We start from the raw sequence: 25,198 nt of genomic DNA on the forward strand, positions 1-25,198 counted from the left end.
CGCAATAAATAAGCGAAAATAATTAACTAACAGTATGTTGTGCTTGCATATTAATGAATAATCTAAAAATATGAGAGGAAATACCATGTATAAAATTGTTATCGTTGGCGGCGGAGCCGGAGGGTTAGAGCTTGCCACTAAACTTGGCAATAAACTAGGTAGGAAAGGTAAGGCTCATATAACTTTAGTAGACAAAAACCACACGCATTTATGGAAACCTTTATTACATGAGGTTGCAGCAGGGTCACTTGATGATGGTATTGATGCGTTAAGTTATCGCGTGCATGCAAAGAGTCATGGTTTTAATTTCAAACTAGCTGCATTAAAAGATATTGATCGCGCAGAAAAAATTATCCAATTAGATAAAATCATTGATCCTGATGGCACTGAAATATTACCAGAAAGCACACTAGATTATGACATATTAGTGATGGCATTAGGCAGTGTCACTAATGACTTTAATACAAAGGGTGTTAGTGATAACTGTATATTTTTAGATAACCCTCAACAAGCAAAAAGATTTCATCATTTAATGCTTAATAAGTATTTGCAATTAGGCGTTAAAGAAACCAATAAGGTCAGTATTGCTATTGTGGGCGCAGGAGCTACAGGTGTTGAACTTTCGGCTGAGCTGTATAACTCATTAGAGCAAGTCTCAAGTTATGGTTTTGAGCATATTAATAACACTGACTTAAAGGTTAGCCTAGTAGAAGCTGGCGAAAAAATATTACCCGCCTTGCCAGAGCGTATTTCTAGCTCTGCACACCAAGAATTACTTAAACTAGGTGTTGATGTTCGTACTAAAACAATGGTGACTGAAGCAACAAAAGCAGGCTTAATAACGAAAGATGGCGAACTTATTGAGGCTGACTTAATTGTATGGGCTGCAGGTATTAAAGCACCCAATTTCTTAAAAGATATTGGGGGATTAGAAACGAATCGTATTAATCAACTAGTCGTTAAGCAAACATTACAAACAACGTTCGATGATAACATTTATGCCATTGGTGATTGTGCAAGTTGCCCGCTACCGCAAGGTGGTTTTGTTCCTCCTCGCGCTCAATCAGCTCATCAAATGGCTTCGTTGGTAGCAAAAAATATTTTTGCCACACTTAAACAAAAGCCACTTAGAGAGTACAAATACACCGACTATGGATCATTAGTTTCCCTTAGTAATTACAGTACTGTGGGTAGCTTAATGGGAAGCCTTACTAAAGGTTCAATGAAAGTTGAAGGAAGCTTAGCACGCTTAGTTTACGCCTCTTTATATCGCATGCATAAGGTTGCACTGCACGGTTATATTAAAACTGCCTTGATGATGCTAGTTGAACGAATTAATCGTATTTTACGCCCTAGGCTAAAATTACATTAAGATTGAATAGTTATCCCTACTTCAAAGGATAGAAGGTAGGTCGAGATTTATCTCAACCTACCTAACAATCAGCAAGCTGTCTGCTAATCGATTCTCACTACCTAAATAAAGCTAAAGATTTTACTTTATTTTTATAATACCGGCTAAAACTGCAATTGCTCCACCAGCCATTCCAGCCCAAGCTTCAATAGGCGTATCACCATTTAAAGTACGACTTAGCTGAGAACTAGCTGAATCATAAATATCGTAGCCCCATAAACCGAGAGCCGCACCTGCGATGATAAGGATCACACCAATAGTTCTGTTATTCATTTTTTACTCCTAATTAACCTTGTTGCTTATATGCAAGAAACATATAGCACTAATCTTTTGTTATCAACCAAAGGGCATGTAAAATACCTGGGACATAAAAACATAAACATAAGATAATGTTTATTAATAAATCTTTACCTACACCACTTTTCAAAAATACTGCTACAGGTGGTAATAGCAAAGCTAAAATAATATGTATTAGTTTGTTCATAAAATATATTTCCTTGTCATCATTTGAATAAAAATTTTCCTGATCATATTGGCATACAAGTGCTTTTTTTAAGTTAAAAAATAAAGCAACTTACTTACCAGTGAGCATAGTTGTATTTAAGCGTTGTCGCCAGCTTCAAACCATTTATAAACTATCCCAGCCAATACAGCCCCTACAATAGGTGCAACCCAAAAAAGCCATAACTGAGATACTGCCCAGTCTCCCTGAAAAATTGCAACACCTGTACTTCTTGCCGGATTAACCGATGTATTTGTGACAGGAATACTAATAAGGTGAATCAATGTAAGACCAAGGCCAATAGCTAAAGGAGCAAACCCTTGTGGGGCACGTTTATCTGTAGCACCTAAGATAATGATAAGAAACATAAAAGTCATCACGATCTCACTAACTAATGCAGCAGTTAAACTATAGCCCCCTGGTGAGTGTTCCGCATAACCATTCGATGCAAAACCGGCCGTAACATCAAAACCCGCTTGTCCACTAGCAATAATGTACAACACTGCAGCTCCTGCAAGACCACCGGCAACCTGTGCAACAATGTATGGACCCAGTTCGGCAGCTGAAAATCGACCACCTGACCAAAGACCAATTGAAACAGCAGGGTTAAGATGACAACCAGAGATATGCCCAATAGCGAATGCCATTGTTAATACAGTTAAACCAAATGCTAAAGCAACGCCTAATAATCCAATACCAACATCTGGAAATGCTGCTGCAAGCACGGCACTACCACAGCCACCAAGTACTAACCAAAAAGTCCCTATAAACTCAGCACCCAATTTTTTTGTTAATGTCATTTTTATCCCTTTTTATAATTATAGAAAATAGTTTTCTGTTGTGTCTTGTTGTATATCATGTCGATGATTGAGCCATTCCTATCTACAAAATTAACTACATAGCTGTCCTACTAGTTTTTGATGCTTTAATTTCTGGCATATGACATATTTTAAGATGCCAACAGTAATGTTTTTATTTTTAGGCACTATTTTAGTGCTAGCTATATAACGGATGATAAATTCAAAAGTCACAATTTTTTATCAATTAAAAAAAACTTATACCAGTTTCATTAATTAGGTGAACAATTTTATACGTAGAAAAAATTGACAAATATAAGGCATTTATTTCAATAACTAGTTGTTCTAATTATTAAATAAATAACGATGTAGTTGGTGATTTTAGCAAGTAGAAATGATCACATAGCTAGTGAGATTGGTATGATATGAAAATTGAGAAAAATAGTTGGATAATCAAGTTTATGAAGGTCTAAAAAGTTAAGAAATATGATTTAAAACTTAAGTAAACTTAACTCAGTTTAGCTTAGGGTTTTTAGGATAAAAGCGTTCTGGTAGGCTATTAATATGTTCAAAAAAGCGAGTGTCTTTATAAGGCAGTTTCATAAAACCTGAAATGCCAATGCCGTCAATAGTTGGTAGTAGTGCCATTAATTCTGCTAAGCATTGACTAAATTCTTCAGCTTTATCGTGATTAAGTAACATCAAGTAACTGTGTATTTTTAAATGCTTGGGTAATACCTCAAAAATGATACAACCAGTGTGGTGTATCAAGTTAATACGCGCCAATACTGCCATCATTTGTTCAGGTAAATATAGATACTCATCAGGATCTTTACCATCTTCAAAATAAGAATGAAGACGGGTGACATCGTCAATATCAGCAACATCACTCACTTCAAACGGTATATATTGCTTAGGGTCGGCGATAAAAGGCTTGTTTGGATTATTACGTTCAATATGAAGGGTATTTCTAGCATTAAATAAGCAACTCTTAAACACACCAATACGAAAAATCCCTTGCGCTAAGTGAATCATATTACTCACTGCACTTTCAAAAGAGTATTTTAAGCTGGGATCAAACAAGGTTAAGTTTGAATCAACATAAACACCCTCTTTGGCCCAACGAATAGCTAAACCGCCAACAACAGGGAAATTACCTAATCGACTAAGTGCAGCAATAAAGGCTTTTTCATTATCACCCATGCCCATTAAATAGTTTTTATAATATTTTTCTAGCTGCACATCATCAATATCACTTAAGCTATCGCCATTAGCTTCTTCTCTTAAGAATGATTTACGTGAGCCATAAACAACGGTGTCAATTTCTCCCGTTTTACTCGCTGATTTTGATTTAATCCACACAGGTATAAGCACATCAGACTTAATAACCGTAGGTTTGTCTGACAACACTATTTGCTTCAAATAAGATAAGTTTTTGAAAAAATAATCGCCTGCTTCACAACGTTTTTTTTCATCATCACTCAACATAGCCGTTAGCACATTTGCTAACATCTTAGGTAAACCTAACGAATTTGGTTCGATGATTTTAGTGCCATATCGACACGATTGCCCCGATGCTATGGCATACAATGTTGCAGCTAAACCTTGCTCATCAAAACGTGGCGAAGACAAGCCACCGCTAATTTGCTCTGGCCCGATAAAGTAAACATCACCTAACCTAGCATTGCTGTGTTGTAAATCACTGCTCATTAAGTCCATGACATTATTACTGGTGCTTTGTCCTTTTACATCAAGCTGCGCAATAACAGACGATCCCCAATCAATCAATTGCACTAACCCTGTATTTTTATCAAAAACAATGTTTGAAGGCTTTATATCGCCATGCACATAGGGTTTACCTTTAGACTGGCTGTATTGATGTGTCTTTTCGTCGCGTAAATAAAGCAGAATTTCAGCTAGCTGAATGGCAATGCTAACGACTAACTCAGGGGCAAGAGGACCTTGTTGATGGGATAGTTTATCTAAATCAATGCCTTTTGCTCGCGTCATTTGTAGAATTGATTGACGTTTTATTTTCTGATAATCAATCACTTTAGGGATTTTAGGATGATTAAGTTGGCCTTGAATATCGGCTTCTTCACTCAATCTATCTTGAACATGCTGAGGTAAATTAGCACGAGAGAATTTGAAAACAACCTCTTCATCTGCAATATTTACTGCAGAAAAAACAAAGCCATAAGCACCTTTACCCAACAGCGCAATATTATGATAACCAAGAAACTTCAGTTGTTGTTGGCACAGATCAACCCACTTCTTTAGTTTTGTCGCATCTTTGTGATTTAACAGGTAAATAGATTGCTCTTCAGCAATATAGAAATGCTGGAGCTTTTTTTCTTCATTTTTTGTATTATTTTTAATTAAGATCTCGGTCACAAAAATATAGCCTACCCTGCATTATTCTCTAAAACTATCTATAAGAACTGTCTATAAAAACTATCTATAAAAACTATCTATAACAATTAGTCTATAACAACTGCCTTCAGTTCAGTATACATACTCTAGCAAGTTTTATTATCTGATATTTATACTAAAGCTCATCTTCAGATACAAAAATACGCTCAGTTTGAGCGTATTTTAATGTATAACTTACCTATGAATTATTATCTACGAGCGATGCTCTATAAATTAAAAATAAAAATAAAAATAAAACTTAAATCAATAATCTATCATTACTTAATAAAATTAACACATATGAATTAACTCATATGAATTAACATATTACTTGGTTTTTCTAAAAATGATTTCCACAAATTGCAAAAACGGGCAATACTGCCGCCATCAATAACACGATGATCACCAGACCAGCTAACTTGCATAATACTGCGTGCTTCAACTTCACCTTTATCATTGAACCTTGGTAGCACTTGTACTTTACCCAAGGCAACAATAGCCGATTCAGGCTTATTGATAATAGGTGTTGCAACAGTACCACCAATAGCACCAATATTGGAGATTGTTATAGTGCCGAATTTTAAGTCACTACTTTGCACTCTGCCACTTCGTGCATCATTAGTTAAGCGTGTAATATCAATCGCTAAATCTAAAATTGATTTAGTTTGTACTTGTTTAACATTAGGGACTAACAAACCAACTTTTGAATCTACCGCCATACCAATATTATGATCATTAAAGTAAGTTAATTCGGTACAGTCATCATTTACTTGGCTATTAATCACAGGAAACTCTTTCAGCGCTAACGAAATAGCTTTCATGAAAAATGGCATCATCGTCAATTTACTATCAGCTTCTTCCAAGACAGCCTTAACAGTAGGATCTTCTTTGAAGGCTAAACGTAACTTTATCAGCTCCGTCATGTCAATTTCTTCACAATAAGTAAAATGAGGAATAGTACTAACGGATTCAACCATGGCTTTTGCCATTAACGCTTTAACACCTCTTATTTTTTCAACGTAATTAGGCTCTACCTGTGGAGATAATGTTCGAGCAGAAGTAAAGTTATTATTGCCACCTTGTTCAAAAGCAACCACATCATCTTTGTATACACGACCTTTTTTACCCGATCCTGTCACTTCACTAATATTAATCTCTAATTCACGTGCAACACGGCGCACTGCCGGGCTAGCGATAGCCTTACCTTTACTTAATTTATGGTTATTTTCTAGAGCTGACTCAGTAATACTTTCACTTAACGCTTCATTGCTTGATTCAACAACCGGCTTAATATTATTAGCTTGAGCCGGTTGTTGAATCAACGTTTCATCTGATTGTAAATCATCAGGCTTCATAGAATAAAGCGGTGCGTGAACCTTCGCTATTTCACCTTGTTTATAGAATAACTTTTCTATTACGCCGGAATACATTGCAGGTATTTGTACTAATGCTTTATCTGTCATTACATCCGCAATAGGTTGATCTTCAGCTACTTGATCACCCTCTTCAACAAGCCATTCAACAAGCTCACATTCAACAATTCCTTCACCTATATCAGGTAAAATAAAATCAATACTCATATTCTTTTCCTATTTTCTTAATCAGAAATTATTTCGTAAATTAATAGTTTACGCTGCGTTTAATGGCTTCATAAATTTTCAGATGATCGGCAACGTACTCTTTTTCAAGTGCTAATGGATAAGGTGTATCTAATCCACACACTCGCTCTACAGGCGACTCCAAATGTAAAAAACATTCTTGTTGAATAGTTGCTGTTATTTCACTAGCAAAGCCTGCCGTTAATGGCGCTTCTTGGGTAACCAGCAAACGACCTGTTTTAATAACAGAATTGGCAATTGTTTCCACATCCCAAGGTAAGATGCTACGTAAATCAATTACTTCACAAGAAATTCCATCATTAGCAGCTAAATCAGCCGCTTTTTGTAAAATTTCCATTTGAGCGCCCCAAGCAAGTAAGGTGATGTCACTCCCTGTTTGTACTATTTCAGCTTTGCCTATTGGTAATTGATAATCTTCTGTTGGTACTTCCCCCACCGAGGCACGATAAAGACGTTTAGGCTCAAAAAATAAAACAGGATTATCATCACGTATCGAGGCTAATAGTAGACCTTTAGCTTGATAAGGATTACGAGGTATAACAATTTTTAGCCCAGGCGTATGCGCAAAATAAGCTTCAGGTGATTGGCTATGATATAATCCACCAGCGATTCCACCTCCATAAGGTGAGCGAATGGTTAGTTTACCTACATCAAATTCATTACCACTTCTATAACGAAATTTAGCTGCTTCATTCACTATTTGATCAAACGCTGGAAAAATATAATCAGCAAATTGAATTTCAGCTATCGGACGTGATCCTTGAGCTGCTAACCCATTAGCAAAACCGATAATACCTTGCTCAACTAACGGCGTATTAAAACAACGCGTTTTGCCATATTTATCTTGTAAACCAGAAGTCGCTCGAAATACACCACCAAAATGGCCGACATCTTCACCAAAACATAATGTGCTTTCATCTTCGTCCATCGCAATATCAAGGGCATTATTAATCGCGTGTAACATATTCATTTGTGCCATAACTAAAATTTCCCTGCAGTAAATGGATAGGCTTCTGGGTATTTATTTATATGTGTTTTAACTTGCTCTAACTGCGCTTTTAACTGCGTTGATGGCACATCGTAAACATCTGTAATTAGGGTATCGATATGAGGTTTTTCTATTTTTTCAGCGACCTTCACTGCGGCTAATACTTTTTCTCTTAGTTTTTCATACAGTGCTGTTTCTTTTGCTTCGTCCCACCAATTTTGTGCTAGCATCCAATTTTTCATACGCAAAATAGGATCATTAGCCTGCCATTTTTGTTCTTCTTCGCGAGTACGATAACCGGAAGGATCATCAGAAGTAGAATGAGCACCTAAGCGATATGACATGGCTTCAATTAACACTGGCGCATTTTCTTTTAACGCATACGCTCGCGCGATTTGGGTCGCTTTAACTACAGCTAAAATATCATTACCATCAACACGTAGTGTTTTAATACCATAACCAACACCGCGAGAAGCGATACCGTTACCTTTAAATTGTTCATCTGATGGTGTTGAGATTGCGTAACCATTATTACGACAGAAAAATATAACAGGTGCTCCATGTACTGCAGCCATATTTAAACCTGCATGAAAATCACCTTCTGATGCTGCACCTTCGCCAAAATAACATAGCGTTACTGCATCTAAGCCTTGCAGCTTTTGTCCATATGCATAACCTGTTGCCTGTGGAATTTGAGTGCCTAAAGGAGAAGAAATAGTCATATAGTTCAATTCTTTTGAACCATAATGAATGGGCATTTGACGGCCTTTACCTAAATCTTTATCGTTAGAAAACATTTGATTCATAAAGTTTTCAAGACTAAAACCACGAAACATTAATGCGCCTTGCTCACGGTATTGGCTCATAATCATATCTTGTGGCTTCAAACCTGCAGCACCACCAATACTTGCAGCTTCTTCACCTAACGCCGCCATATAAAAGCTTAAACGACCTTGGCGCTGTGATGCCACCATACGTTCATCTAAGACTCGATGAAAAGCAAAGGTTTTATATACTTTGACAGCTAATGCTTCATCCATATCTGGCATATCACTGCCTTCATAAACAGTGCCGTCTTGTTGTAAAATTTTTAATTCAGGAATTTCAACACTTGTACCGTCGATAAAGGTAGGTTTGTGTACTACCGGTCCCTCATTATAAAGTTCATTGCTCATAACATTCTCTTATTGTGTTGTGCTTTTTTTAATCATAATTTAACAAGCATTTATTAAACGATAATTAAAAATAATTTATATTTTTTTATTTGCACATTTTATTTATCGCTATAGAAGTATAGTCAATAATGTTTGACTTTCGAACAAAACTTTACCTTTACGTAAACTGATTAACAAGATTCTATGGTAATGAGGTTGGTCTATTTTTGTAAGAAGTGAGCAAAAATGTTTACAGTAGGAAGGGAGTTGTAATTATTTGTCAATAAAATGAGCCACTTTAATAAAAGCAGCTCATGTTTAATATGTTTCAAAGTCAGTATGGCTTGTGATACATACTTGTATTTTCGACTTTAACAGGAAGATAAAGACGTTTGCAATTATAGGATCGTTTATTAAAAAGGAGCAGGGTATTTTTTTAAAATATTATTAATTTCAATTAGTAACAGCTCAGGTAATTCAGTGCTAAATGCGGCTATATTGTCTTCTAACTGTTGCAAGGTTGTTGCACCGATAATAGTAGAAGTAACGCCTCTAATTTGATCGCACCAAGCCAAGGCTAATTCTGCCGGAGTTATATCAAACTTATTCGCTAAATTAACATACGCTTGAGCAGCAGCATTGCTATTTTCTGTATCTCTAAATAAGCCATTTCTTTGCATATAAGTCCATCTACTGCCCTCTGGACGAGCTCCATTTAGATATTTACCCGTTAATATCCCTGTCGCTAACGGCGACCAAGGTAAGTAAGCAATGTTTTCACGAACACAGCTTTCAATTAAATAAGGCCAGTCTTTTGTATGTAATAAGTTGAACTCATTTTGAATTGACACCATACGTGGTAGATCATGTTTTTCACTTAAACGTAAATATTGGCTTATTCCCCAAGGTGTATCGTCTGACAGACCGCAATACCGGATTTTTCCTGCTTTAACGCTATCCGTTAACCCTTGCAATATATCTAACATTTTCTCGGTTTCTTCAGCAGTATCTTCTGCTAGGAAACCACCGCTATTTGGCCAATGTTTACCAAAATGCGGCGAAGTACGGTTAGGCCAATGTAACTGGTATAAATCAATATAATCGGTTTGTAAGCGCGCTAACGAAGTATCAATCGCTTCAATAACTGTTTTACCTGAAATTTGGCTTCCTTCACGTATATATGAAAAACCTGGTCCAGCTATTTTTGATGCAAGTACAATATCTTTACGTTTAGTTGGATTAGCTGCTAACCAGTTGCCAATAATCGCTTCTGTTTTACCATAGGTTTGCTCTGATGGCGGCACTGCATACATTTCCGCGGTATCAATAAAGTTAACATTCTTCGCTAATGCATAGTCAATTTGAGCATTAGCATCTTGCTGATTATTTTGTACTCCCCAAGTCATACTACCTAAACAAACGCGAGAAACATTTAACGAACTACTGCCTAACGGAACATACTTCATAAATTTTTTATAACCTGATAATAAGTGTATATAAAAACTAACAAAACAATTCTAAATTACATATAACGTTGCAACATTTAATAAACTATTTTGATCGTTTCTTTGATAAAAGTATATTCGCATAATGGGATAGATAATACAGCTTTAAATGTTATTATTAATAAGATATTCACAATAGATAGTCGTTGAGAATAGAAGCTAGCATGTACTTTTATTTCTTTTGGTTAGTACTATTTAATTAACGTTACTTCTACTATAAAAAGGTATTTCTTACATGAAAAAAATTGTTTTTATAAGTCGGTTAGACAATAAGGCCCAATTACAATGGTTATCATGTTTAAGCCAGCAATTACCTGAGGAAACCATTCTACTGCCTGAACACATGAGTGAGGATGAATTTCAATATGTTGATATTGCCATTGTTGCAAATCCTGATCCAAGTGTTATTGCTAAGTTTCCAAATTTAATTTGGATACAAAGTCTATGGGCTGGTGTAGAAAAGTTAATGAGTGAAAAATCCCTTCAATACATTAAAATTGTAAGATTAATTGATCCTGAATTGGCAAAAACTATGGCAGAAGCGGTTGTTGCCTGGACCTTATATTTACATAGAAACATGCCGGAATATGCTCTACAGCAACGTAATAAACAATGGCAACAATTACCTTACATAGCAGCTAAAGATATACGTGTTGGTGTATTAGGAGCAGGTAATTTAGGGTTAACGTCTTTAAAAAGCCTACAACAATTACAATACCCAGTAAGTTGTTGGAGCCGAACACCAAAACAGCTTGAAGGAATAAAGAGTTATTCCGGTAATAGTGGTTTACAGTCTATTGTTAAAAATAGTGATATTTTGATCAGTTTATTACCACTTACCGCTGAAACACATCACTTACTAAACGCACCTTTATTAACGTTACTTCCTTGGGGAGCCAAAATAATAAACTTCTCTCGCGGTGCTATTATCGACACTAAGGCAATGCTTGAGTTATTAGAAAGTAGACATATTTCACATGCCGTGCTTGATGTATTTGAACATGAGCCATTACCTGTCACAGATCCTATATGGAGCAATCCAAATATAACCGTGCTTCCGCATATTTCAGCGCCAACAGATATGAGTTCATCAATAAAAGTTGCGGCTGACAATATAAAGAATTATCGTGAATTTTTGATCATTCCAGAGACGGTAAATACTCAATTAGGCTATTAAGCGGTCAGCCTAAGCTAATCAAGATAAAGTAACGAATATATATTTAGCTTGAATATACTTAACCTGAGTATATTTAACCTGAATATACTTGAATCTGAGTATACGCATATAACTAAGAAGTGAGTACACAGCAATAAAAAATGAGACCTTAGCCTCATTTTTTATTAGTTATTCTATGCTTATTTTTATGTTAACTTTTATTAAAACAAGCATTTATTCTGGATTAACAACCACAGGAATTACCGTTAACAAAGCACGTTGGCCAATAGCAACATTAGTATTTGGGAAAATAATTGCTTCCCCCTGCTTCTTAGTTTTTATTGCTTTATCGCCATCAGTGGCAATAACAGTACCAATAGGAAAATCAGTAAAGTTTTCAACATCATCAGCAAAGTGCAGTTTAAAGTTCTCATATTGTCGATCAATAATTTGATCAATTTCAAAAAAACTAAAATCATCGTCATTATACTCAGGTAACGTTAACGATTTTTCTGAAATGAGTGCCGACAAACTCGCTTTCACCTTTAAGAATTTTGTCATGTCGTTTTCGCCAAAAGGCATCACTTTACCTAATTCAACAGTAAAAGCATGCGCATCAAATTCATTCGACGAAAAGTAACTAAACGTTGTAGTAGGTGAATTAGAAAACAAAATAGTATTGATGCCACAAGCAAGCATAAATTGCAGCTGAGCTTTCACCCAAGGTTTATTTTGTCTAAACGGATATACAGCAAACTTATCATTTTTAGAGCCACGAATAGCAGTATGTAAGTCGTAATGAAAACGTTCAATTGCTTTACTAGTAGTTAAGCTAGCTTGTTCAGAGCCAGCAATAAAAAAATCTCGAACCGTGTTTTCTAATAATAAAGCACGATGACGTTCTTTGTTTATTAAACCTGCCCCCTGCCCTTGGTCAATAGAATGTCCGTTAGAAAAGAGGCGATTTAAATTTTCTTCAACAAAACGTTTACTAATATTAATAGACGCCGGATTACCAAAAATAAATAAGGTTCTATGCTCTAAATGTAATTCACCTAAGATAACTTGCTTAATAAGTTCATTACAAATTTCAATTGGTGCGGTTTCATTCCCGTGAACAGCGCTTGATAAAACAATATCTTTGCTTGAACTATGGCTTAATGGCTCAAAAACCAAAATTCCTGTATCAAGTACTGAGACCTTTGTTTTCGCTGAGCTGTGACGACAAACAACCTCAAAATTAACAGCAGCCATTGAAAATTCATGGCTGCGAGTGAGGTGTAAAAAATCACCACTTGTTAATAATGCTTTCTTTAATTCCTCTGCCGACAATTGTGCTTGCGGGTATGCCATGGTTAACCTTTTATGATTTTTTGTATTTTACACCGAAAGAAAATTGAATTTGTAACAATGATCACAAACCTGCAGCTTTAAAAGCAGCACTTACAATGTCTTGTGCTTCTTTAATAATTGTTTGCAAGTGTGCTTCATCAATAAAGCTTTCAGCATATATTTTATAGATTTCTTCGGTACCCGACGGACGAGCAGCAAACCAGCCATTTTCGGTAACTACTTTAATACCACCAATAGCAGCATTATTGCCTGGCGCATGTGAAAGAATTTCAGTTATTTTCTCACCGGCTAATACGTCTGCCGTAATATCACTACTTGATAATGCCGTTAGCACTTTCTTTTGTTCAAAAGTAGCGACTGCTTCAACTCTACCATAACAAGGCTCGCCTAGCTCTTTAGCTAACGCAAGATAATGCTGATAAGGGTCTTTCCCTGTTACCGCTAAAATCTCTGCCGCTAACAAGGCCATAATAAAACCGTCTTTATCGGTAGTCCATGTACTGCCGTCACGGGCTAGAAATGTTGCCCCGGCACTTTCTTCACCACCAAAGGCATAGCTTGAATCGTGTAAACCATCAACGAACCATTTAAAGCCAACAGGTACTTCTGATAAAGGACGCGCTATTTTTTTAGCAACACGGTTTATTAACGAGCTTGAAACTAACGTTTTACCTATTTTACAATCTGCTGGCCAATCTCTGTGAGTCATTAAATAATTAATCGCGACCGCTAAATAATGGTTAGGATTCATTAAACCACCAGACTTAGTCACTATACCGTGTCGGTCAAAGTCAGGGTCATTACCAACACTAATGTCGAAATCATCTTTCATGGCAATTAAACCAGCCATCGCATAAGGCGACGAACAATCCATACGAATTTTGCCGTCTTTATCTAAAGGCATAAACGCAAAGCTTGCATCAACTACCGGGTTAACTACTTCAATATTAAGACCGTATTTTTGGGCAATAACTGGCCAATAAGCAATACCTGAGCCACCTAAAGGATCAACACCTATACGAACACCTGCTTTTGCAATGGCCGTCATATCAATAACTTGATCAAGTTGACTTACATAATGTTCAATAAAGTCTTGCTGATCTAGCAATGGCGATTGTATAGCATCAGCGAAAGGTATTTGTTTAACATCAACCAAACCCGCTTTAATTAACGCATTTGCTCTTTGTTCTATCTGTTTCGTTATTTCACCTTCTGCAGGACCACCATGAGGTGGGTTATATTTAATGCCACCATCTGTAGGAGGATTATGTGAAGGCGTTATAATTAAACCATCAGCTAAATCACTTTGGTTCTCAATCTTATTATGACTAATAATTAAACGTGAGATAACAGGGGTCGGTGTAAAACCACCACCAGACAGTGAATCATTTTGAATAACAACATTAACGCCATTGGCAATAAGTACAGCGATAGTGCTAGCAAAAGCCGGCTCTGACAAAGCGTGGGTGTCTTTACCTAAAAAAAGCGGCCCGGTAATTTTTTGTTCATGACGATATTCAACCACCGCTTGACATATTGCAAGAATATGAGCTTCATTAAAACTAATTTTAGCAGACGAACCTCTATGTCCCGAAGTACCAAAACTGACTCGCTGAGCAGTAATCGCTACATCAGGTACTTTTAAAAAATAGTCGCTAACTAACTGACCAATATTAATTCTATCTTCAGGGCGAGCGGGCTTACCTGCGTGTGGATGAACTGACATATTATTCCTTTTGTTAATCGGCTTATGATTTATATTAATCTACTTGTATGTGCTCTATTTGAATTAGCGTATGCATAACTTAAGACGTTACTTTAGACGTTAAAGTAATTCTCTAATTTTTTCTACGTCTACATTATTATAACCAAGAGATGTTGCAGCTTTCGTTAGCATCATTTTTTTACGCGTTGTATTTGAATTGGTTAATACCCAAAATGGACTGTCAGGTATTTGCTTTGGTTTAGTACTGCTGCCACTAGCGGCTAATTCCGCTTCTGAATTAGCAAAATACAAACGATCGCGACCACAAATTTCTGTTACAACCCTAAAGCGGTTTGGATGAGCTCGATAGAGTGCAGCTAAAATAAGTAAAAATCGTCCAACAGCGCCTCGCTGCATTGCAAGTTCTTCTTTATTAATAAAGTTAAAAACACTTTCAGAGTTATTATCAAGCGCTTCAATATCACTTGTTTCACCAGTATCAGATTCATTATCAACCAGATTATCTGATAAAGGCTTCTCTATAATGTCTTTGTCTGCACTTTCTTCTAACAAAACTGTTTGCTGAGTTGTCTCATTAAGCTTAAGTAAACGACGCAAAATACTTGAAGCATTCTCACCAATAAACTGTGTATTGGCAACAATGTGAAGATATAGGTCATCGTCTATTTCAATATTTTTCATTTATCATTAACTTCTATAATTTTTTAATTGCCCCAAGATTATACCAATTAAATTAATTAAGGGTACTGAATTCAACGAGAAAAACACACAGAAATAAGATAGTTACTTGGTATAAAATAAAAATTATTTTATATTTCATGATAAAATTGTCATAAATTAAACGTTAACGGCCTAAAAATAAAATGACATCACAGAACTTGTCACCACTAAATGATCTGCACTTAAATTACCAACAGCTTGGCCAAGGTGAAAATATTGTACTGATTCATGGTTTATTTGGCAGCTTAGAAAACTTAAACATGGTTGCTAAGAGTTTAAGCCAACACTATTGTGTCACTAGTATTGATGTGAGGAATCACGGTAATTCATTTCACCGCGAAGGTATGTGTTACAAAGATCTTGCGCAAGATGTTATAAGCCTACTAGATGATTTATCCATTGAATCTTGCCATATTTTAGGCCATTCAATGGGGGGGAAAATTGCAATGCAGGTTGCGCTATCATTCTCTAAAAGAGTGAAAAAACTTATCGTAGCAGATATTGCTCCTGTTAAATATCCAGCTCACCATCTAACTATTATTCAAGGTTTACAAGCGATAGATTTAGTTAACATAAAAAAACGTAAAGATGCTGATGATCAATTAGCTATATATGTAGAAAATGTAGGCGTAAGACAGTTTTTACTTCGTAATCTATCTCTCAATGCACAAGGCCAATTTGCTTTTAAGTGTAACCTAACTAATATTGAGCAAGGATATCAGGAAATAATGCAAGGCATTGAGATTAATGTAAATAATAATGAAAAACCCTTTGTTGGAGAAACGTTATTTATTAAAGGTGGAAGTTCTGATTATATTTTACCCGCACATCAAAGCATTATTAATACTATTTTTCCTAATGCGAAAGCCAAAATAATACAAGGGGCTGGTCATTGGTTACATGCTGAAAAAACAGTTGCCTTTAATAAATTAGTATTAGATTTCTTAAATTAGTAAACCTTAAACAATACTCTTTGGACAAGTTAAACAATTTTTCTTACAAAAAAGCTTGAAATTGTGCCCTAATATCAATGAAAATAAATGAGTTTATGTCAACTCTATGCTATAGTTCCGCCAATTTTTATGCTTACTATACTAACTGATTAAAATGCTAGCTGAACATTTCGAACTAATAGAAACTATCGGTCTTAATTTATTTTTTCTTTTCATTTTTGGTTTTATTGGTTTGTCCATCCATGATGTGATGAATAAAAATGACGTACCCAAATTAGGCAGATTAGTTGTTTATTTTGTATTATTTTTAGGCTGCGCTGGTTTTATTGCCAAAGGTATTATTCAATTCATCTGGGAAAGTCAGGGAGTTGGCTAGTGGCAAAAGAGTTAACAGACTTAACCACCATTGATTTATTTAGTGATGAAAAACGTCCTGGGCGACCTAAAACTAGTCCACACCCACGTAATGTTCAAATAAGAATAAATAAACGAAACCAGGTTAAGCGAGACAAAAATAACGGCTTAAAAAGGGTTGAATTTAAAATTCACCACAGCTTATTTGAGCAATTAGAAGAATTAGCTAAAAGTAAAAATATTAATCGCAGTGAATTAATCGAAACACTCTTGATTAGATCATTAGCAAAAGAAAACAATTAAATTAATACTAAATTGAAGTTATAAGGTAAATTTCCATGGCAATCGTAGGTTTATTTTTTGGTAGTGATACTGGTAATACTGAAGCAATAAGTAAAATGATCCAGAAGAAACTAGGCAAAAAAATGATCGATGTTAAAGACATCGCTAAAAGTACAAAAGAAGAGATAGCTGAATTTGATTTAATCATTTTAGGTATTCCAACCTGGTATTATGGTGAAAACCAATGTGATTGGGATGATTTTTTACCTGAACTAGAAGAAGTTGATTTTACTGATAAACTGGTTGCGATATTTGGTTTAGGTGATCAAGAAGACTATGCTGAATACTTTTGTGATGCAATGGAGCCATTACGTGACATTGTAGAAAGTAAAGGCGCTATCGTTGTAGGTAACTGGCCAACTGAAGGTTATGAGTTTGAAGCATCTAAAGCTTTAATCGATGAAAATACATTTATCGGTTTATGCATTGATGAAGACAGACAGTCAGAGTTAACTGAAGAACGTGTTAATAAATGGGTAAACCAACTAAATGATGAGATGTGTTTATCTGAGCTATCTTAGTTATTACCTAGTACAGAGATAAATCTAGTCTATTCTCCTTAATAAAATATAAAAAGCTCATTTCTTGTGCTTTTTATATTTTAAAACGAAAAAAACAACATTAAACCAAACTATCACTTTCACCAAGCTTGATAACAACCTATACTTTCACTTTTATCATTATATATAGAGAAATTAATTCCATGGCAGATCAAAATGAAGAACTAAAAAGAGCTGGATTAAAAATTACCCTGCCGCGTATTAAAATTCTTACTATTCTACAAAATCCAAAAAATCAGCATATTAGTGCTGAAGATGTTTACAAACTATTACTTGAACAACAAGAAGAGATTGGCTTAGCAACAGTGTATCGTGTATTGAACCAATTCGATGATGCAGGAATTGTTAGCCGCCATCATTTCGAAGGTGGTAAATCTGTTTTTGAATTGTCACATAAAAAACATCATGATCACTTAGTTTGTTTAAAATGCGGTAAAGTAGTTGAATTTGAAGATGATGTCATAGAGCAAAGACAAAAAGATATTGCGGAGTCTCATAAAATCACATTAACTAATCATAGTTTATATCTATATGGCGAATGTGAAGATCAAGATGCGTGTGAAACCTATAGAAAAGAAAATCTTTAATAAACGTTATTAAAGTATTGATACTAAGTAATTATTTAGTATCAATATAGTGTTCCTAACTAGAGTTAAAGGTAACTGTTAGTTACATTAAGTAATTAAGGGGCAAAAAAATTATTTTTTGTTCCTTGTTAATTAACTTATTATCGCGTGCTATAACAACTATATCGCTTCAAATCTTTAGTACTTTAGGTCGTATAAAAAAACTAATAATAGAACCAAAAAGATCATCATATAATGATTCTATTTCCTCTTTACTAATACTTCCCTCGCGTATTAACATCTCATACTTTTGATCAGGCTCTTTCACCATATACCCAGTAGAAATAAACCCGTTCTTTTCATAAAATGCTTTGCGCTTCACTCGCTGTTCATAGTTTGTTGCTTTTTTATCAAGTTCTTCAATATTTAATATTATTCTTTTCCCAATATGTCTATCTTTTAATGATGCCATCACCTTACTTCCATACCCTTGAGAGCGTGATGATTCTGATATAGCCAAAAACTGTACAAAAACAATGTCCTTATACTCAGCAGAATAAATAAGCCCAATCCACTCATCATTTTCATAGAGTACATTAAAACCTTCCTTACCATTTCTAAGTTTATAACGAAGTAAAAATGTTGGTATGCGCTTAGCACCAGGGAACGCCTCTTTATAAAGTTCTATAACCTCAGTGTAATTAGCATCATGCTTATTAAGTGCTTTAAAATTTATATTCATATATTGTACTCATAATAATGCTGTAGAACTTATCTTTTAGAAACTTATCTTTTAGGAAATTGACCTGGTCAAGTAAATTCAGACACCCTAGTTAAGCTACTTTTTCTAACTCATTAATTTTCAATTCAAAATCATTAGGGCTTTGATACCCTAAGTAAGAGTGTAGTCGGTTACTGTTGTACCACATGGTTATGTAATTCATTATATCTTGTTGAGCTTCATAGCGTGTTTCATAATTTTTCCAGTGAACACGCTCTTGCTTTAGGCTGCCAAAGAAGCTTTCGGCAACGGCATTATCCCAACAGCAACCCTTTTTACTCATACTACCAATAAAGCCATTGTTATTGAGTAATTGTCTATACTGGTGACTTGCGTATTGAACACCTTGATCGGAATGAACAATAAGTCCTTTCTCAGGGCTTCTTTGCCAAATAGCCATTGTTAGTGCATCACAGACAAGTTGAGCTTTCATTCTTGAATCCATGCTCCAACCAACAACTTTACGAGAGTACAAGTCAATAACAACGGCTAAATAGAGCCAACCTTCTGCTGTCCAAATGTAAGTAATATCACCGACAAATGCTTGATTTGCTTGCTCTGTGGTAAAGTTTTGTTCAAGTTCATTTTTATAAAGTGGCTTATTGTGAGCACTATTAGTAGTGACTTTATATTTCTTTTTATAGCGAACCCAAACATTTGCCTCTTTCATTAATTTGGCTACTTTCCATCGACTGATAGGAAAACTCAAAGCATTCAGTACCGCTTTAATACGCCTTTCGCCATAAGTATTGTCACTGAATTTGGCAATATCCTTTACTAACTCAATCATTTCTTGATGTGTTGCATCATTTGTTTTATTTGTATTACGTTTCTGATAACTATAATAATTATTAGTTTTCACACCCAATACGCGGCACATTAATACCACTGACCAGATCTTCTTATGATGGGTAATAAACGAATATTTTACTTCGTTTCTTTTGCAAAGAAGACCGTCGCTTTTTTTAATATATCGCGCTCCATTTCTAGGCGTTTGACTTGCGCTTTTAATTGACGATTTTCTTCTTGATCGGGTGTCAGTTTTCCATTACCTCGAAAATCTTGACCATCTTCATTTTCAGCTTCTTTGATCCAGCGGCCGAGCATTTGATTTCCAATCCCTAGATTCCTGCTAGCTTCAGAAATACTAATGTTTTGATCTCTGACTAAAGAGATAGCATCAAGTTTAAATTCCTTGGAATATTTTTTACGTGTTGTCATTTTCATTCTCCGGTTAAGTTCATTATTCCTTAACTGGGGTAGTCGAATCAATTAAACCACGTCAAATTATACCTTAAGAACGAGTTGATAAAATCCTGAAAAATACATTATGTGAAACCTGAATCAATATCTCACGATAAACTAACTTTTGCATGCTCTACTAATACAAATATCCTCAGTTATTCTTAATTTAGAGTCAATAAGACAATACTGAAGCCTGCTAAGACACCAAGAATAACCAGTGAAAATATTAAACAGAGTCACCAAAAACCAACAGTTATTTCCCCCTGATTAAGCGCTTAACGGCAGGCTTATTATAGATTTTAATTTCTGGGGGTTACATATAGAGTTAAGGGGATTTGAAATAAGTTACGTTGAGCAACTATAAAAAGGCATAGTCGCCCTTTTATAGTCAATACGAGAAGACTAACCAGTAAGGTTAACTTAAGCTTTCTTTAAATAGGCTGAAACAAGTACTATGCGCGTACCATTTACTTTGCCTTCAATATGTTCTGGATTATCTGTTAACGTGATACCACGTACTAGAGTACCTTGTTTTGCCGTAAAGTTGGCGCCTTTAACTTTTAAGTCTTTGATCAAAGTAACATCATCACCGTCATTTAACTCAGCACCATTGCTATCACGTGTCGGACCTTCACGTTGCTCCGCTGCAATACCTTGTTCTGCCCAAGTTTTTACATCATCTTCCATATAAATCATGTCTAATGCATCTTGCGCCCAACTTTCAGCTGATAACTTATGCAACATACGATAAGATATTACTTGTACAGCAGGCTCTTGGTTCCACATGCTGTCATTTAAACAACGCCAGTGATTCATATCTAATTCAGCTTCACCGTCAATTTGCTTTTGACAAGTATCGCAAATATAAACACATTGTTGTGCGCTTAAATCACTCGTTGGTGGTACAGGGTATACCGAAAGATTGTTTGTTGATGTACAAAGTTCACAGCTATTATTACTACGTTGTTTTAATGCATTTTCGCTAGGCATAATGGTTCCTAATATTAACCTTAATGATATAAGATAAACTTAATTTTCAGTAACATAATTATACATTATTTTTTTATATCTTTTGTAAGAAAATCTATACTCACGGGGTAATTAAATATTACCGCTAATGATAGACAAAGCTTCTCTTCAATGTTAAAAACTCGGCAATAGAAATATAATAAGGCGCAAGCATGACAACCCATTCCACTATAGAAAAAAAATCAGCTTTTACCAAACTAAACGCATTAGGTTTAGTACCTCAAATAATAGTAGCTATTATATTAGGTATAACACTTGCTGTACTAGCACCAGAAGTAGCAATTTCCTTTTCAATTCTTGGTAGCTTATTTGTTAATGCACTTAAAGCAGTAGCGCCAATTTTAGTATTAGTACTGGTAGCCTCAAGTATTGCTAATCAAAAAATAAACAGTGATGCTAAATTAAAGCCAATTGTCGGTTTATATCTACTCGGTACTCTTTGTGCCGCTTTTGTTGCAGTAGTACTAAGCTTTATATTTCCTACCACTTTAACTTTAGATATAGCGAGCGCGAGTGCTAACCCACCACAGGGCTTAGGTGAAGTATTATCAACCTTAGCTTTTAAAGTGGTAGAAAATCCAATTAGCGCCATTGTGAATGGAAATTTTATTGCTTTATTAGCCTGGGGACTTGGCTTAGGATTCTCACTTAAACAGGCGAATGAACAAACAAAAACAATGGTGCATGATTTCAGTGAAGCAATATCAAGCATTGTGCGCATTGTTATTCGTTTTGCTCCTATCGGTATTTTTGGCTTGGTTGCTAATACAATTGCTACCACCGGATTTTCAGCACTTGCTGAATATAGCCACCTCGTTGTAATTTTACTTGCTGCAATGTTGATTATTGCCTTAGTGGTGAATCCATTAATTGTATTTATTATTATGGGGAAAAACCCATATCCATTAATATTTACTTGTCTTCGTGAATCTGGCATCACCGCATTTTTTACTCGCAGCTCTGCTGCAAATATTCCGGTAAATATGGCGTTGTGTAAAAAGTTAGATTTACACGAAGATACTTATTCTGTATCAATCCCTTTAGGCGCAACCATCAATATGGCAGGTGCAGCCATAACTATTACAGTATTAACCTTAGCTGCAGCTAATAGCTTAAATATTGATGTAGATTTTGGCACGGCTATCTTATTATCAATAGTGGCTTCTATTTCAGCCTGCGGTGCATCAGGTGTTGCTGGTGGCTCATTATTACTAATACCATTAGCCTGTAATTTATTTGGTATTAATAATGACATTGCTATGCAAGTTGTTGCGATTGGCTTTATTATTGGTGTTATTCAAGATTCAGCTGAAACAGCGCTTAATAGCTCTACTGATGTGGTATTTTCTGCGGCCGCTTCTCACAACATCACAAAATAGAGTCTGTGTTTTTATACTGGGATTCTGACGGTATAAGAATTATCTAACGGAGTTACTGTAGTATGTTTAAATTGTCTTTGAACATACTTCTGGTTTTTAATGATGTCTAACTTAACTAATCCAAGCAATTGTTAAGTTAGACTTGTCTTCTTGAAACTCAGTATCATTTGGTGTTAATGCCTTAGGAACATAGTTCTGACAAACAAAATAACCAATCGCGACAACTAATACATCATCATAATATAAAAAAGGGATCCTTTTCCGTTGCCAAACTGGAATATCTAACTCTTGAAGTATTTTTTTTACACTGCGCGAATGGTTTCTATAATCAGGTAAGCAATTAGGATTATTATGGTTAAAGCGAACTGTCACTTTTTGTCCATTTTTTGGCATAATAATTCGTTGTGATCCTTGAGTAGCATCTTCAAAAGTTGTTTTAAAAAAATGTAATTTACCTAAATTATCGGGTAGGAAAACTTCTGTTTTAGAATCGTTAAAAACTATATCAGTATGCCAATCGCTAATATCCGTAAAATCAGCGGTTAAATATAAAATTCCTTTATAACGACGAATCACATTATCCCCAACTTTCACTACAGGGTTTTTATCTGTTTCTGCATTAAGCTGTTGATATAACTGAGCTAGCTGTTCAGTACTTGGCATTAAACATTTATTTTGAGCTAAAAAATAACGAATTAAGTTATTAAAGCGTTTTTGAGATAATAGCGTTAACGACGCAACAATTAAGCTTTTACTATCATTTAGAGAAACGCTAAGATCATCCGCCGCTAATTCATCAAGTAATAATTGCCCTTCTCGACAATGCTCACTACTTCGGTTAATGGTACTCGTAATACTAGGCCAACGCTTCGTTAAAAGTGGCATAATATCATTGCGAATAAAATTTCGATCAAAACGAGTATCTGCATTTGACTCGTCTTCAACCCAGATTAAATCATTAATATTCGCATAATCGACAATGTCGGCTCGAGATATTGATAACAATGGGCGTAATAATAAATCTTTCCCCTGTTTACTCTCCCTGCCCATAGCAGATAATCCTTTTAAACCAGAGCCACGTTTAAGGGCAAGTAAAAAGGTTTCTGCTTGATCGTCACTATGGTGACCGGTAATGATCAATGAAGGTACTTGATAAATGGAACGTAAAGCTTGATACCTTGCATCACGCGCTAAAGATTCTAACGATTTTTGTGCTTGTGACTGCACATTAACCTGACATATTTTTAATGGTAAATTAAGTGATAAACACGATTGTTCAGCAAAAGCTTGCCAAGATAATGCATTGTCGCTTAAACCATGGTTAACATGACATACCATTACGGGATTAGAGATAGATTGTGCTGAAGATGATGTTTTTGTTAACGATGCTATTGCATGTAATAAAACTTGCGAGTCAACGCCACCACTGTAAGCAATTACCAATGGCATTTCTGGGTGTTTACTGATGGTATTTAACAGTGCGGACTCTATCGGATGCATAGTTAATCTAAACTTGTCTTAATAAAGATGTTTTAAACTCATTAAACATTATAAAACCAAATAGAGGCTCGCTAAAATCACAAATTAATAGAGGGATAAATAGTGACAAAAGCATAGCTGTAGATGACGTGTTTCAAATATATAAACATGTCATCCACAACTTATTTTATTAACAATAAATGTTAGCAGTAACCAAATGACATTAACTTGTCATATCGACTTTCAACTAGCTGATCTTTATCTAACAGATCTAATTCAGCTAGGTTGCTTTTCAATGATTCTTTTAGCATTGCTGCCATATAATCCATGTCGCGATGCGCGCCACCTAATGGCTCTTCCACGATATTATCAATTAATCCTAATTCTTTAATACGTTGGGCGGTAATACCCATAGCTTCTGCTGCTGTTGATGCTTTAGCTGCAGTTTTCCAAAGAATAGATGCACAACCTTCTGGTGAAATTACAGCATAAGTCGAATATTGCAACATATTAACTCTATCACCAACACCAATAGCTAACGCGCCACCAGAGCCACCTTCACCGATAACAGTACAAATAATTGGAACAGATAAACGCGCCATTACTTTTAAGTTAGTCGCAATTGCTTCACTTTGACCGCGCTCTTCTGCACCAATGCCAGGATAAGCACCGGGAGTATCAATAAAAGTAATAATTGGCATATTGAAACGTTCTGCCATTTTCATTAAACGTAATGCTTTTCTATATCCTTCAGGACGAGGCATACCAAAGTTACGCTTAACTTTTTCGGTTGTTGAACGACCTTTTTGATGACCAATAATCATCACAGCTCTGCCATCTAAACGCGCAGTACCACCAACAATGGCACTATCATCAGCATAAGCTCTATCGCCAGCTAATTCATCAAACTCAGTAAATACACGTGGTAAATAGTCTAACGTATAAGGACGTTGTGGATGACGAGCAACTCGTGCCGTTTGCCAAGGGTCTAAGTTGGCAAAAATCTTTTTGGTTTGTTCTCTATTCTTTTCGCGCAACTGGGAAATTTGATCTTCTAAATCAAGATCTAGCTCTTGGCCTGAATTAACGAGCTGAAGCTCTTCTATTTTTGCATCAAGTTCAGCAATAGGTTGTTCGAAATCTAAAAAATTTAATGACATATGCTAT

24 protein-coding genes are annotated in these 25,198 nt (G+C 35.5%); 8 read left to right on the forward strand and 16 right to left on the reverse strand.

All coding sequences use genetic code 11. The annotated features are described in order from the left end of the window. The first annotated feature begins 85 nt into the window (after positions 1-85). Positions 86-1,372, forward strand: coding sequence for an NAD(P)/FAD-dependent oxidoreductase (locus GQS55_RS13490; protein WP_159821010.1), 1,287 nt, complete (start codon positions 86-88; stop codon positions 1,370-1,372). A gap of 120 nt (positions 1,373-1,492) precedes the next feature. On the opposite strand, the gene GQS55_RS13495 is transcribed toward GQS55_RS13490, so the two are convergent. The 8 genes from GQS55_RS13495 to GQS55_RS13530 form a co-directional block, all read right to left on the reverse strand. Then, positions 1,493-1,684, reverse strand: coding sequence for a DUF3185 family protein (locus tag GQS55_RS13495; protein ID WP_159821011.1), 192 nt, complete (start codon positions 1,682-1,684; stop codon positions 1,493-1,495). 49 nt (positions 1,685-1,733) lie between these two features. Further along, on the reverse strand, positions 1,734-1,895 hold the full coding sequence (locus tag GQS55_RS13500) for a YqaE/Pmp3 family membrane protein (RefSeq protein WP_159821012.1): 162 nt from the start codon (positions 1,893-1,895) through the stop codon (positions 1,734-1,736). A gap of 116 nt (positions 1,896-2,011) precedes the next feature. Further along, positions 2,012-2,713, reverse strand: coding sequence for an aquaporin Z (gene aqpZ / locus GQS55_RS13505; protein WP_159821013.1), 702 nt, complete (start codon positions 2,711-2,713; stop codon positions 2,012-2,014). Between the two features lie 510 nt (positions 2,714-3,223). After that, complete coding sequence (locus GQS55_RS13510; RefSeq protein WP_236559643.1) at positions 3,224-5,104, reverse strand: protein kinase domain-containing protein; 1,881 nt, start codon at positions 5,102-5,104, stop codon at positions 3,224-3,226. A 323-nt stretch (positions 5,105-5,427) separates the two neighbouring features. Beyond that, positions 5,428-6,702: a 2-oxo acid dehydrogenase subunit E2 gene (locus GQS55_RS13515; protein ID WP_159821014.1), complete on the reverse strand. Its 1,275-nt coding sequence runs from the start codon at positions 6,700-6,702 to the stop codon at positions 5,428-5,430. A 40-nt stretch (positions 6,703-6,742) separates the two neighbouring features. Further along, positions 6,743-7,720 (reverse strand): alpha-ketoacid dehydrogenase subunit beta, encoded by a 978-nt coding sequence (locus GQS55_RS13520; protein ID WP_159821015.1) that lies wholly within the window; start codon positions 7,718-7,720, stop codon positions 6,743-6,745. 2 nt (positions 7,721-7,722) lie between these two features. Beyond that, positions 7,723-8,904 carry a thiamine pyrophosphate-dependent dehydrogenase E1 component subunit alpha gene (locus tag GQS55_RS13525; protein ID WP_159821016.1) on the reverse strand — a complete coding sequence of 394 codons (1,182 nt, stop codon included), beginning with the start codon at positions 8,902-8,904 and terminating at the stop codon, positions 7,723-7,725. 392 nt (positions 8,905-9,296) lie between these two features. Further along, on the reverse strand, positions 9,297-10,349 hold the full coding sequence (locus GQS55_RS13530) for an aldo/keto reductase (RefSeq protein ID WP_159821017.1): 1,053 nt from the start codon (positions 10,347-10,349) through the stop codon (positions 9,297-9,299). Between the two features lie 274 nt (positions 10,350-10,623). Here GQS55_RS13530 and GQS55_RS13535 point away from each other — a divergent pair, with 274 nt between their 5' ends. Continuing rightward, positions 10,624-11,565 (forward strand): 2-hydroxyacid dehydrogenase, encoded by a 942-nt coding sequence (locus GQS55_RS13535; RefSeq protein WP_159821018.1) that lies wholly within the window; start codon positions 10,624-10,626, stop codon positions 11,563-11,565. A gap of 213 nt (positions 11,566-11,778) precedes the next feature. Here GQS55_RS13535 and astE read toward each other — a convergent pair whose 3' ends face one another. The 3 genes from astE to seqA form a co-directional block, all read right to left on the reverse strand. Then, positions 11,779-12,897, reverse strand: a complete 1,119-nt coding sequence (gene astE, locus GQS55_RS13540; protein WP_159821019.1) for a succinylglutamate desuccinylase — start codon at positions 12,895-12,897, stop codon at positions 11,779-11,781. A 61-nt stretch (positions 12,898-12,958) separates the two neighbouring features. Further along, complete coding sequence (gene pgm / locus GQS55_RS13545; protein ID WP_159821020.1) at positions 12,959-14,623, reverse strand: phosphoglucomutase (alpha-D-glucose-1,6-bisphosphate-dependent); 1,665 nt, start codon at positions 14,621-14,623, stop codon at positions 12,959-12,961. 99 nt (positions 14,624-14,722) lie between these two features. Further along, positions 14,723-15,304, reverse strand: coding sequence for a replication initiation negative regulator SeqA (seqA, locus tag GQS55_RS13550; RefSeq protein WP_159821021.1), 582 nt, complete (start codon positions 15,302-15,304; stop codon positions 14,723-14,725). A 215-nt stretch (positions 15,305-15,519) separates the two neighbouring features. On the opposite strand from seqA, the gene GQS55_RS13555 reads away from it, so the two are divergent. The 5 genes from GQS55_RS13555 (at position 15,520) to fur (ending at position 18,139) form a co-directional block, all read left to right on the forward strand. Then, the gene (locus GQS55_RS13555) at positions 15,520-16,296 is read left to right on the forward strand and encodes an alpha/beta fold hydrolase (RefSeq protein WP_159822848.1); all 777 of its coding nucleotides are present in this window, start codon (positions 15,520-15,522) and stop codon (positions 16,294-16,296) included. A gap of 154 nt (positions 16,297-16,450) precedes the next feature. Further along, positions 16,451-16,672: a DUF2788 domain-containing protein gene (locus tag GQS55_RS13560; RefSeq protein ID WP_159821022.1), complete on the forward strand. Its 222-nt coding sequence runs from the start codon at positions 16,451-16,453 to the stop codon at positions 16,670-16,672. Then, positions 16,672-16,953, forward strand: coding sequence for a LexA regulated protein (gene ybfE / locus GQS55_RS13565; protein ID WP_159821023.1), 282 nt, complete (start codon positions 16,672-16,674; stop codon positions 16,951-16,953). The genes GQS55_RS13560 and ybfE overlap by 1 nt, the downstream gene beginning before the upstream one ends. Positions 16,954-16,988: 35 nt before the next feature. Then, positions 16,989-17,513 carry a flavodoxin FldA gene (fldA, locus tag GQS55_RS13570; protein ID WP_159821024.1) on the forward strand — a complete coding sequence of 175 codons (525 nt, stop codon included), beginning with the start codon at positions 16,989-16,991 and terminating at the stop codon, positions 17,511-17,513. A 182-nt stretch (positions 17,514-17,695) separates the two neighbouring features. After that, positions 17,696-18,139, forward strand: a complete 444-nt coding sequence (gene fur, locus GQS55_RS13575) for a ferric iron uptake transcriptional regulator (RefSeq protein ID WP_159821025.1) — start codon at positions 17,696-17,698, stop codon at positions 18,137-18,139. 169 nt (positions 18,140-18,308) lie between these two features. Here fur and GQS55_RS13580 read toward each other — a convergent pair whose 3' ends face one another. The 3 genes from GQS55_RS13580 to GQS55_RS13590 all read right to left on the reverse strand — a co-directional run bounded on the left by GQS55_RS13580 (position 18,309) and on the right by GQS55_RS13590 (position 21,134). Further along, positions 18,309-18,860, reverse strand: a complete 552-nt coding sequence (locus tag GQS55_RS13580) for a GNAT family N-acetyltransferase (RefSeq protein WP_159821026.1) — start codon at positions 18,858-18,860, stop codon at positions 18,309-18,311. 91 nt (positions 18,861-18,951) lie between these two features. Further along, positions 18,952-20,120 (reverse strand): IS3 family transposase gene (locus tag GQS55_RS13585; protein WP_159821027.1). Its coding sequence is split into 2 segments (ribosomal slippage): positions 18,952-19,877 and positions 19,877-20,120, totalling 1,170 coding nucleotides; the frame shifts between segments, so codons are not numbered across the junction. 444 nt (positions 20,121-20,564) lie between these two features. Beyond that, positions 20,565-21,134, reverse strand: a complete 570-nt coding sequence (locus tag GQS55_RS13590; RefSeq protein WP_159821028.1) for a PhnA domain-containing protein — start codon at positions 21,132-21,134, stop codon at positions 20,565-20,567. Between the two features lie 191 nt (positions 21,135-21,325). On the opposite strand from GQS55_RS13590, the gene sstT reads away from it, so the two are divergent. After that, positions 21,326-22,552 carry a serine/threonine transporter SstT gene (gene sstT / locus GQS55_RS13595; protein WP_159821029.1) on the forward strand — a complete coding sequence of 409 codons (1,227 nt, stop codon included), beginning with the start codon at positions 21,326-21,328 and terminating at the stop codon, positions 22,550-22,552. A 111-nt stretch (positions 22,553-22,663) separates the two neighbouring features. Here the strand turns inward: sstT and tilS are convergent, their stop codons facing one another. After that, positions 22,664-24,052 carry a tRNA lysidine(34) synthetase TilS gene (gene tilS, locus GQS55_RS13600; protein ID WP_159821030.1) on the reverse strand — a complete coding sequence of 463 codons (1,389 nt, stop codon included), beginning with the start codon at positions 24,050-24,052 and terminating at the stop codon, positions 22,664-22,666. A 182-nt stretch (positions 24,053-24,234) separates the two neighbouring features. Continuing rightward, positions 24,235-25,191, reverse strand: a complete 957-nt coding sequence (accA, locus tag GQS55_RS13605) for an acetyl-CoA carboxylase carboxyl transferase subunit alpha (RefSeq protein WP_159821031.1) — start codon at positions 25,189-25,191, stop codon at positions 24,235-24,237. Positions 25,192-25,198 lie beyond the last annotated feature (7 nt).

Source organism: Colwellia sp. 20A7 (assembly GCF_009832865.1).
Classification (GTDB): domain Bacteria; phylum Pseudomonadota; class Gammaproteobacteria; order Enterobacterales; family Alteromonadaceae; genus Colwellia.

Excerpts from the sequence above, each read along its gene's own strand:
- pgm (WP_159821020.1), bottom strand. The coding sequence starts at position 14,623 with ATGTCAGTTCATCCACACGCAGGTAAGCCCGCTCGCCCTGAAGATAGA.
- GQS55_RS13560 (WP_159821022.1), top strand. The coding sequence starts at position 16,451 with ATGCTAGCTGAACATTTCGAACTAATAGAAACTATCGGTCTTAATTTA.
- GQS55_RS13530 (WP_159821017.1), bottom strand. The coding sequence starts at position 10,349 with ATGAAGTATGTTCCGTTAGGCAGTAGTTCGTTAAATGTTTCTCGCGTT.
- GQS55_RS13515 (WP_159821014.1), bottom strand. The coding sequence starts at position 6,702 with ATGAGTATTGATTTTATTTTACCTGATATAGGTGAAGGAATTGTTGAA.
- GQS55_RS13500 (WP_159821012.1), bottom strand. The coding sequence starts at position 1,895 with ATGAACAAACTAATACATATTATTTTAGCTTTGCTATTACCACCTGTA.
- GQS55_RS13490 (WP_159821010.1), top strand. The coding sequence starts at position 86 with ATGTATAAAATTGTTATCGTTGGCGGCGGAGCCGGAGGGTTAGAGCTT.
- fldA (WP_159821024.1), top strand. The coding sequence starts at position 16,989 with ATGGCAATCGTAGGTTTATTTTTTGGTAGTGATACTGGTAATACTGAA.
- seqA (WP_159821021.1), bottom strand. The coding sequence starts at position 15,304 with ATGAAAAATATTGAAATAGACGATGACCTATATCTTCACATTGTTGCC.
- aqpZ (WP_159821013.1), bottom strand. The coding sequence starts at position 2,713 with ATGACATTAACAAAAAAATTGGGTGCTGAGTTTATAGGGACTTTTTGG.
- GQS55_RS13580 (WP_159821026.1), bottom strand. The coding sequence starts at position 18,860 with ATGAATATAAATTTTAAAGCACTTAATAAGCATGATGCTAATTACACT.
- fur (WP_159821025.1), top strand. The coding sequence starts at position 17,696 with ATGGCAGATCAAAATGAAGAACTAAAAAGAGCTGGATTAAAAATTACC.
- GQS55_RS13520 (WP_159821015.1), bottom strand. The coding sequence starts at position 7,720 with ATGGCACAAATGAATATGTTACACGCGATTAATAATGCCCTTGATATT.
- GQS55_RS13590 (WP_159821028.1), bottom strand. The coding sequence starts at position 21,134 with ATGCCTAGCGAAAATGCATTAAAACAACGTAGTAATAATAGCTGTGAA.
- GQS55_RS13495 (WP_159821011.1), bottom strand. The coding sequence starts at position 1,684 with ATGAATAACAGAACTATTGGTGTGATCCTTATCATCGCAGGTGCGGCT.
- GQS55_RS13535 (WP_159821018.1), top strand. The coding sequence starts at position 10,624 with ATGAAAAAAATTGTTTTTATAAGTCGGTTAGACAATAAGGCCCAATTA.
- astE (WP_159821019.1), bottom strand. The coding sequence starts at position 12,897 with ATGGCATACCCGCAAGCACAATTGTCGGCAGAGGAATTAAAGAAAGCA.
- accA (WP_159821031.1), bottom strand. The coding sequence starts at position 25,191 with ATGTCATTAAATTTTTTAGATTTCGAACAACCTATTGCTGAACTTGAT.
- tilS (WP_159821030.1), bottom strand. The coding sequence starts at position 24,052 with ATGCATCCGATAGAGTCCGCACTGTTAAATACCATCAGTAAACACCCA.
- GQS55_RS13525 (WP_159821016.1), bottom strand. The coding sequence starts at position 8,904 with ATGAGCAATGAACTTTATAATGAGGGACCGGTAGTACACAAACCTACC.
- sstT (WP_159821029.1), top strand. The coding sequence starts at position 21,326 with ATGACAACCCATTCCACTATAGAAAAAAAATCAGCTTTTACCAAACTA.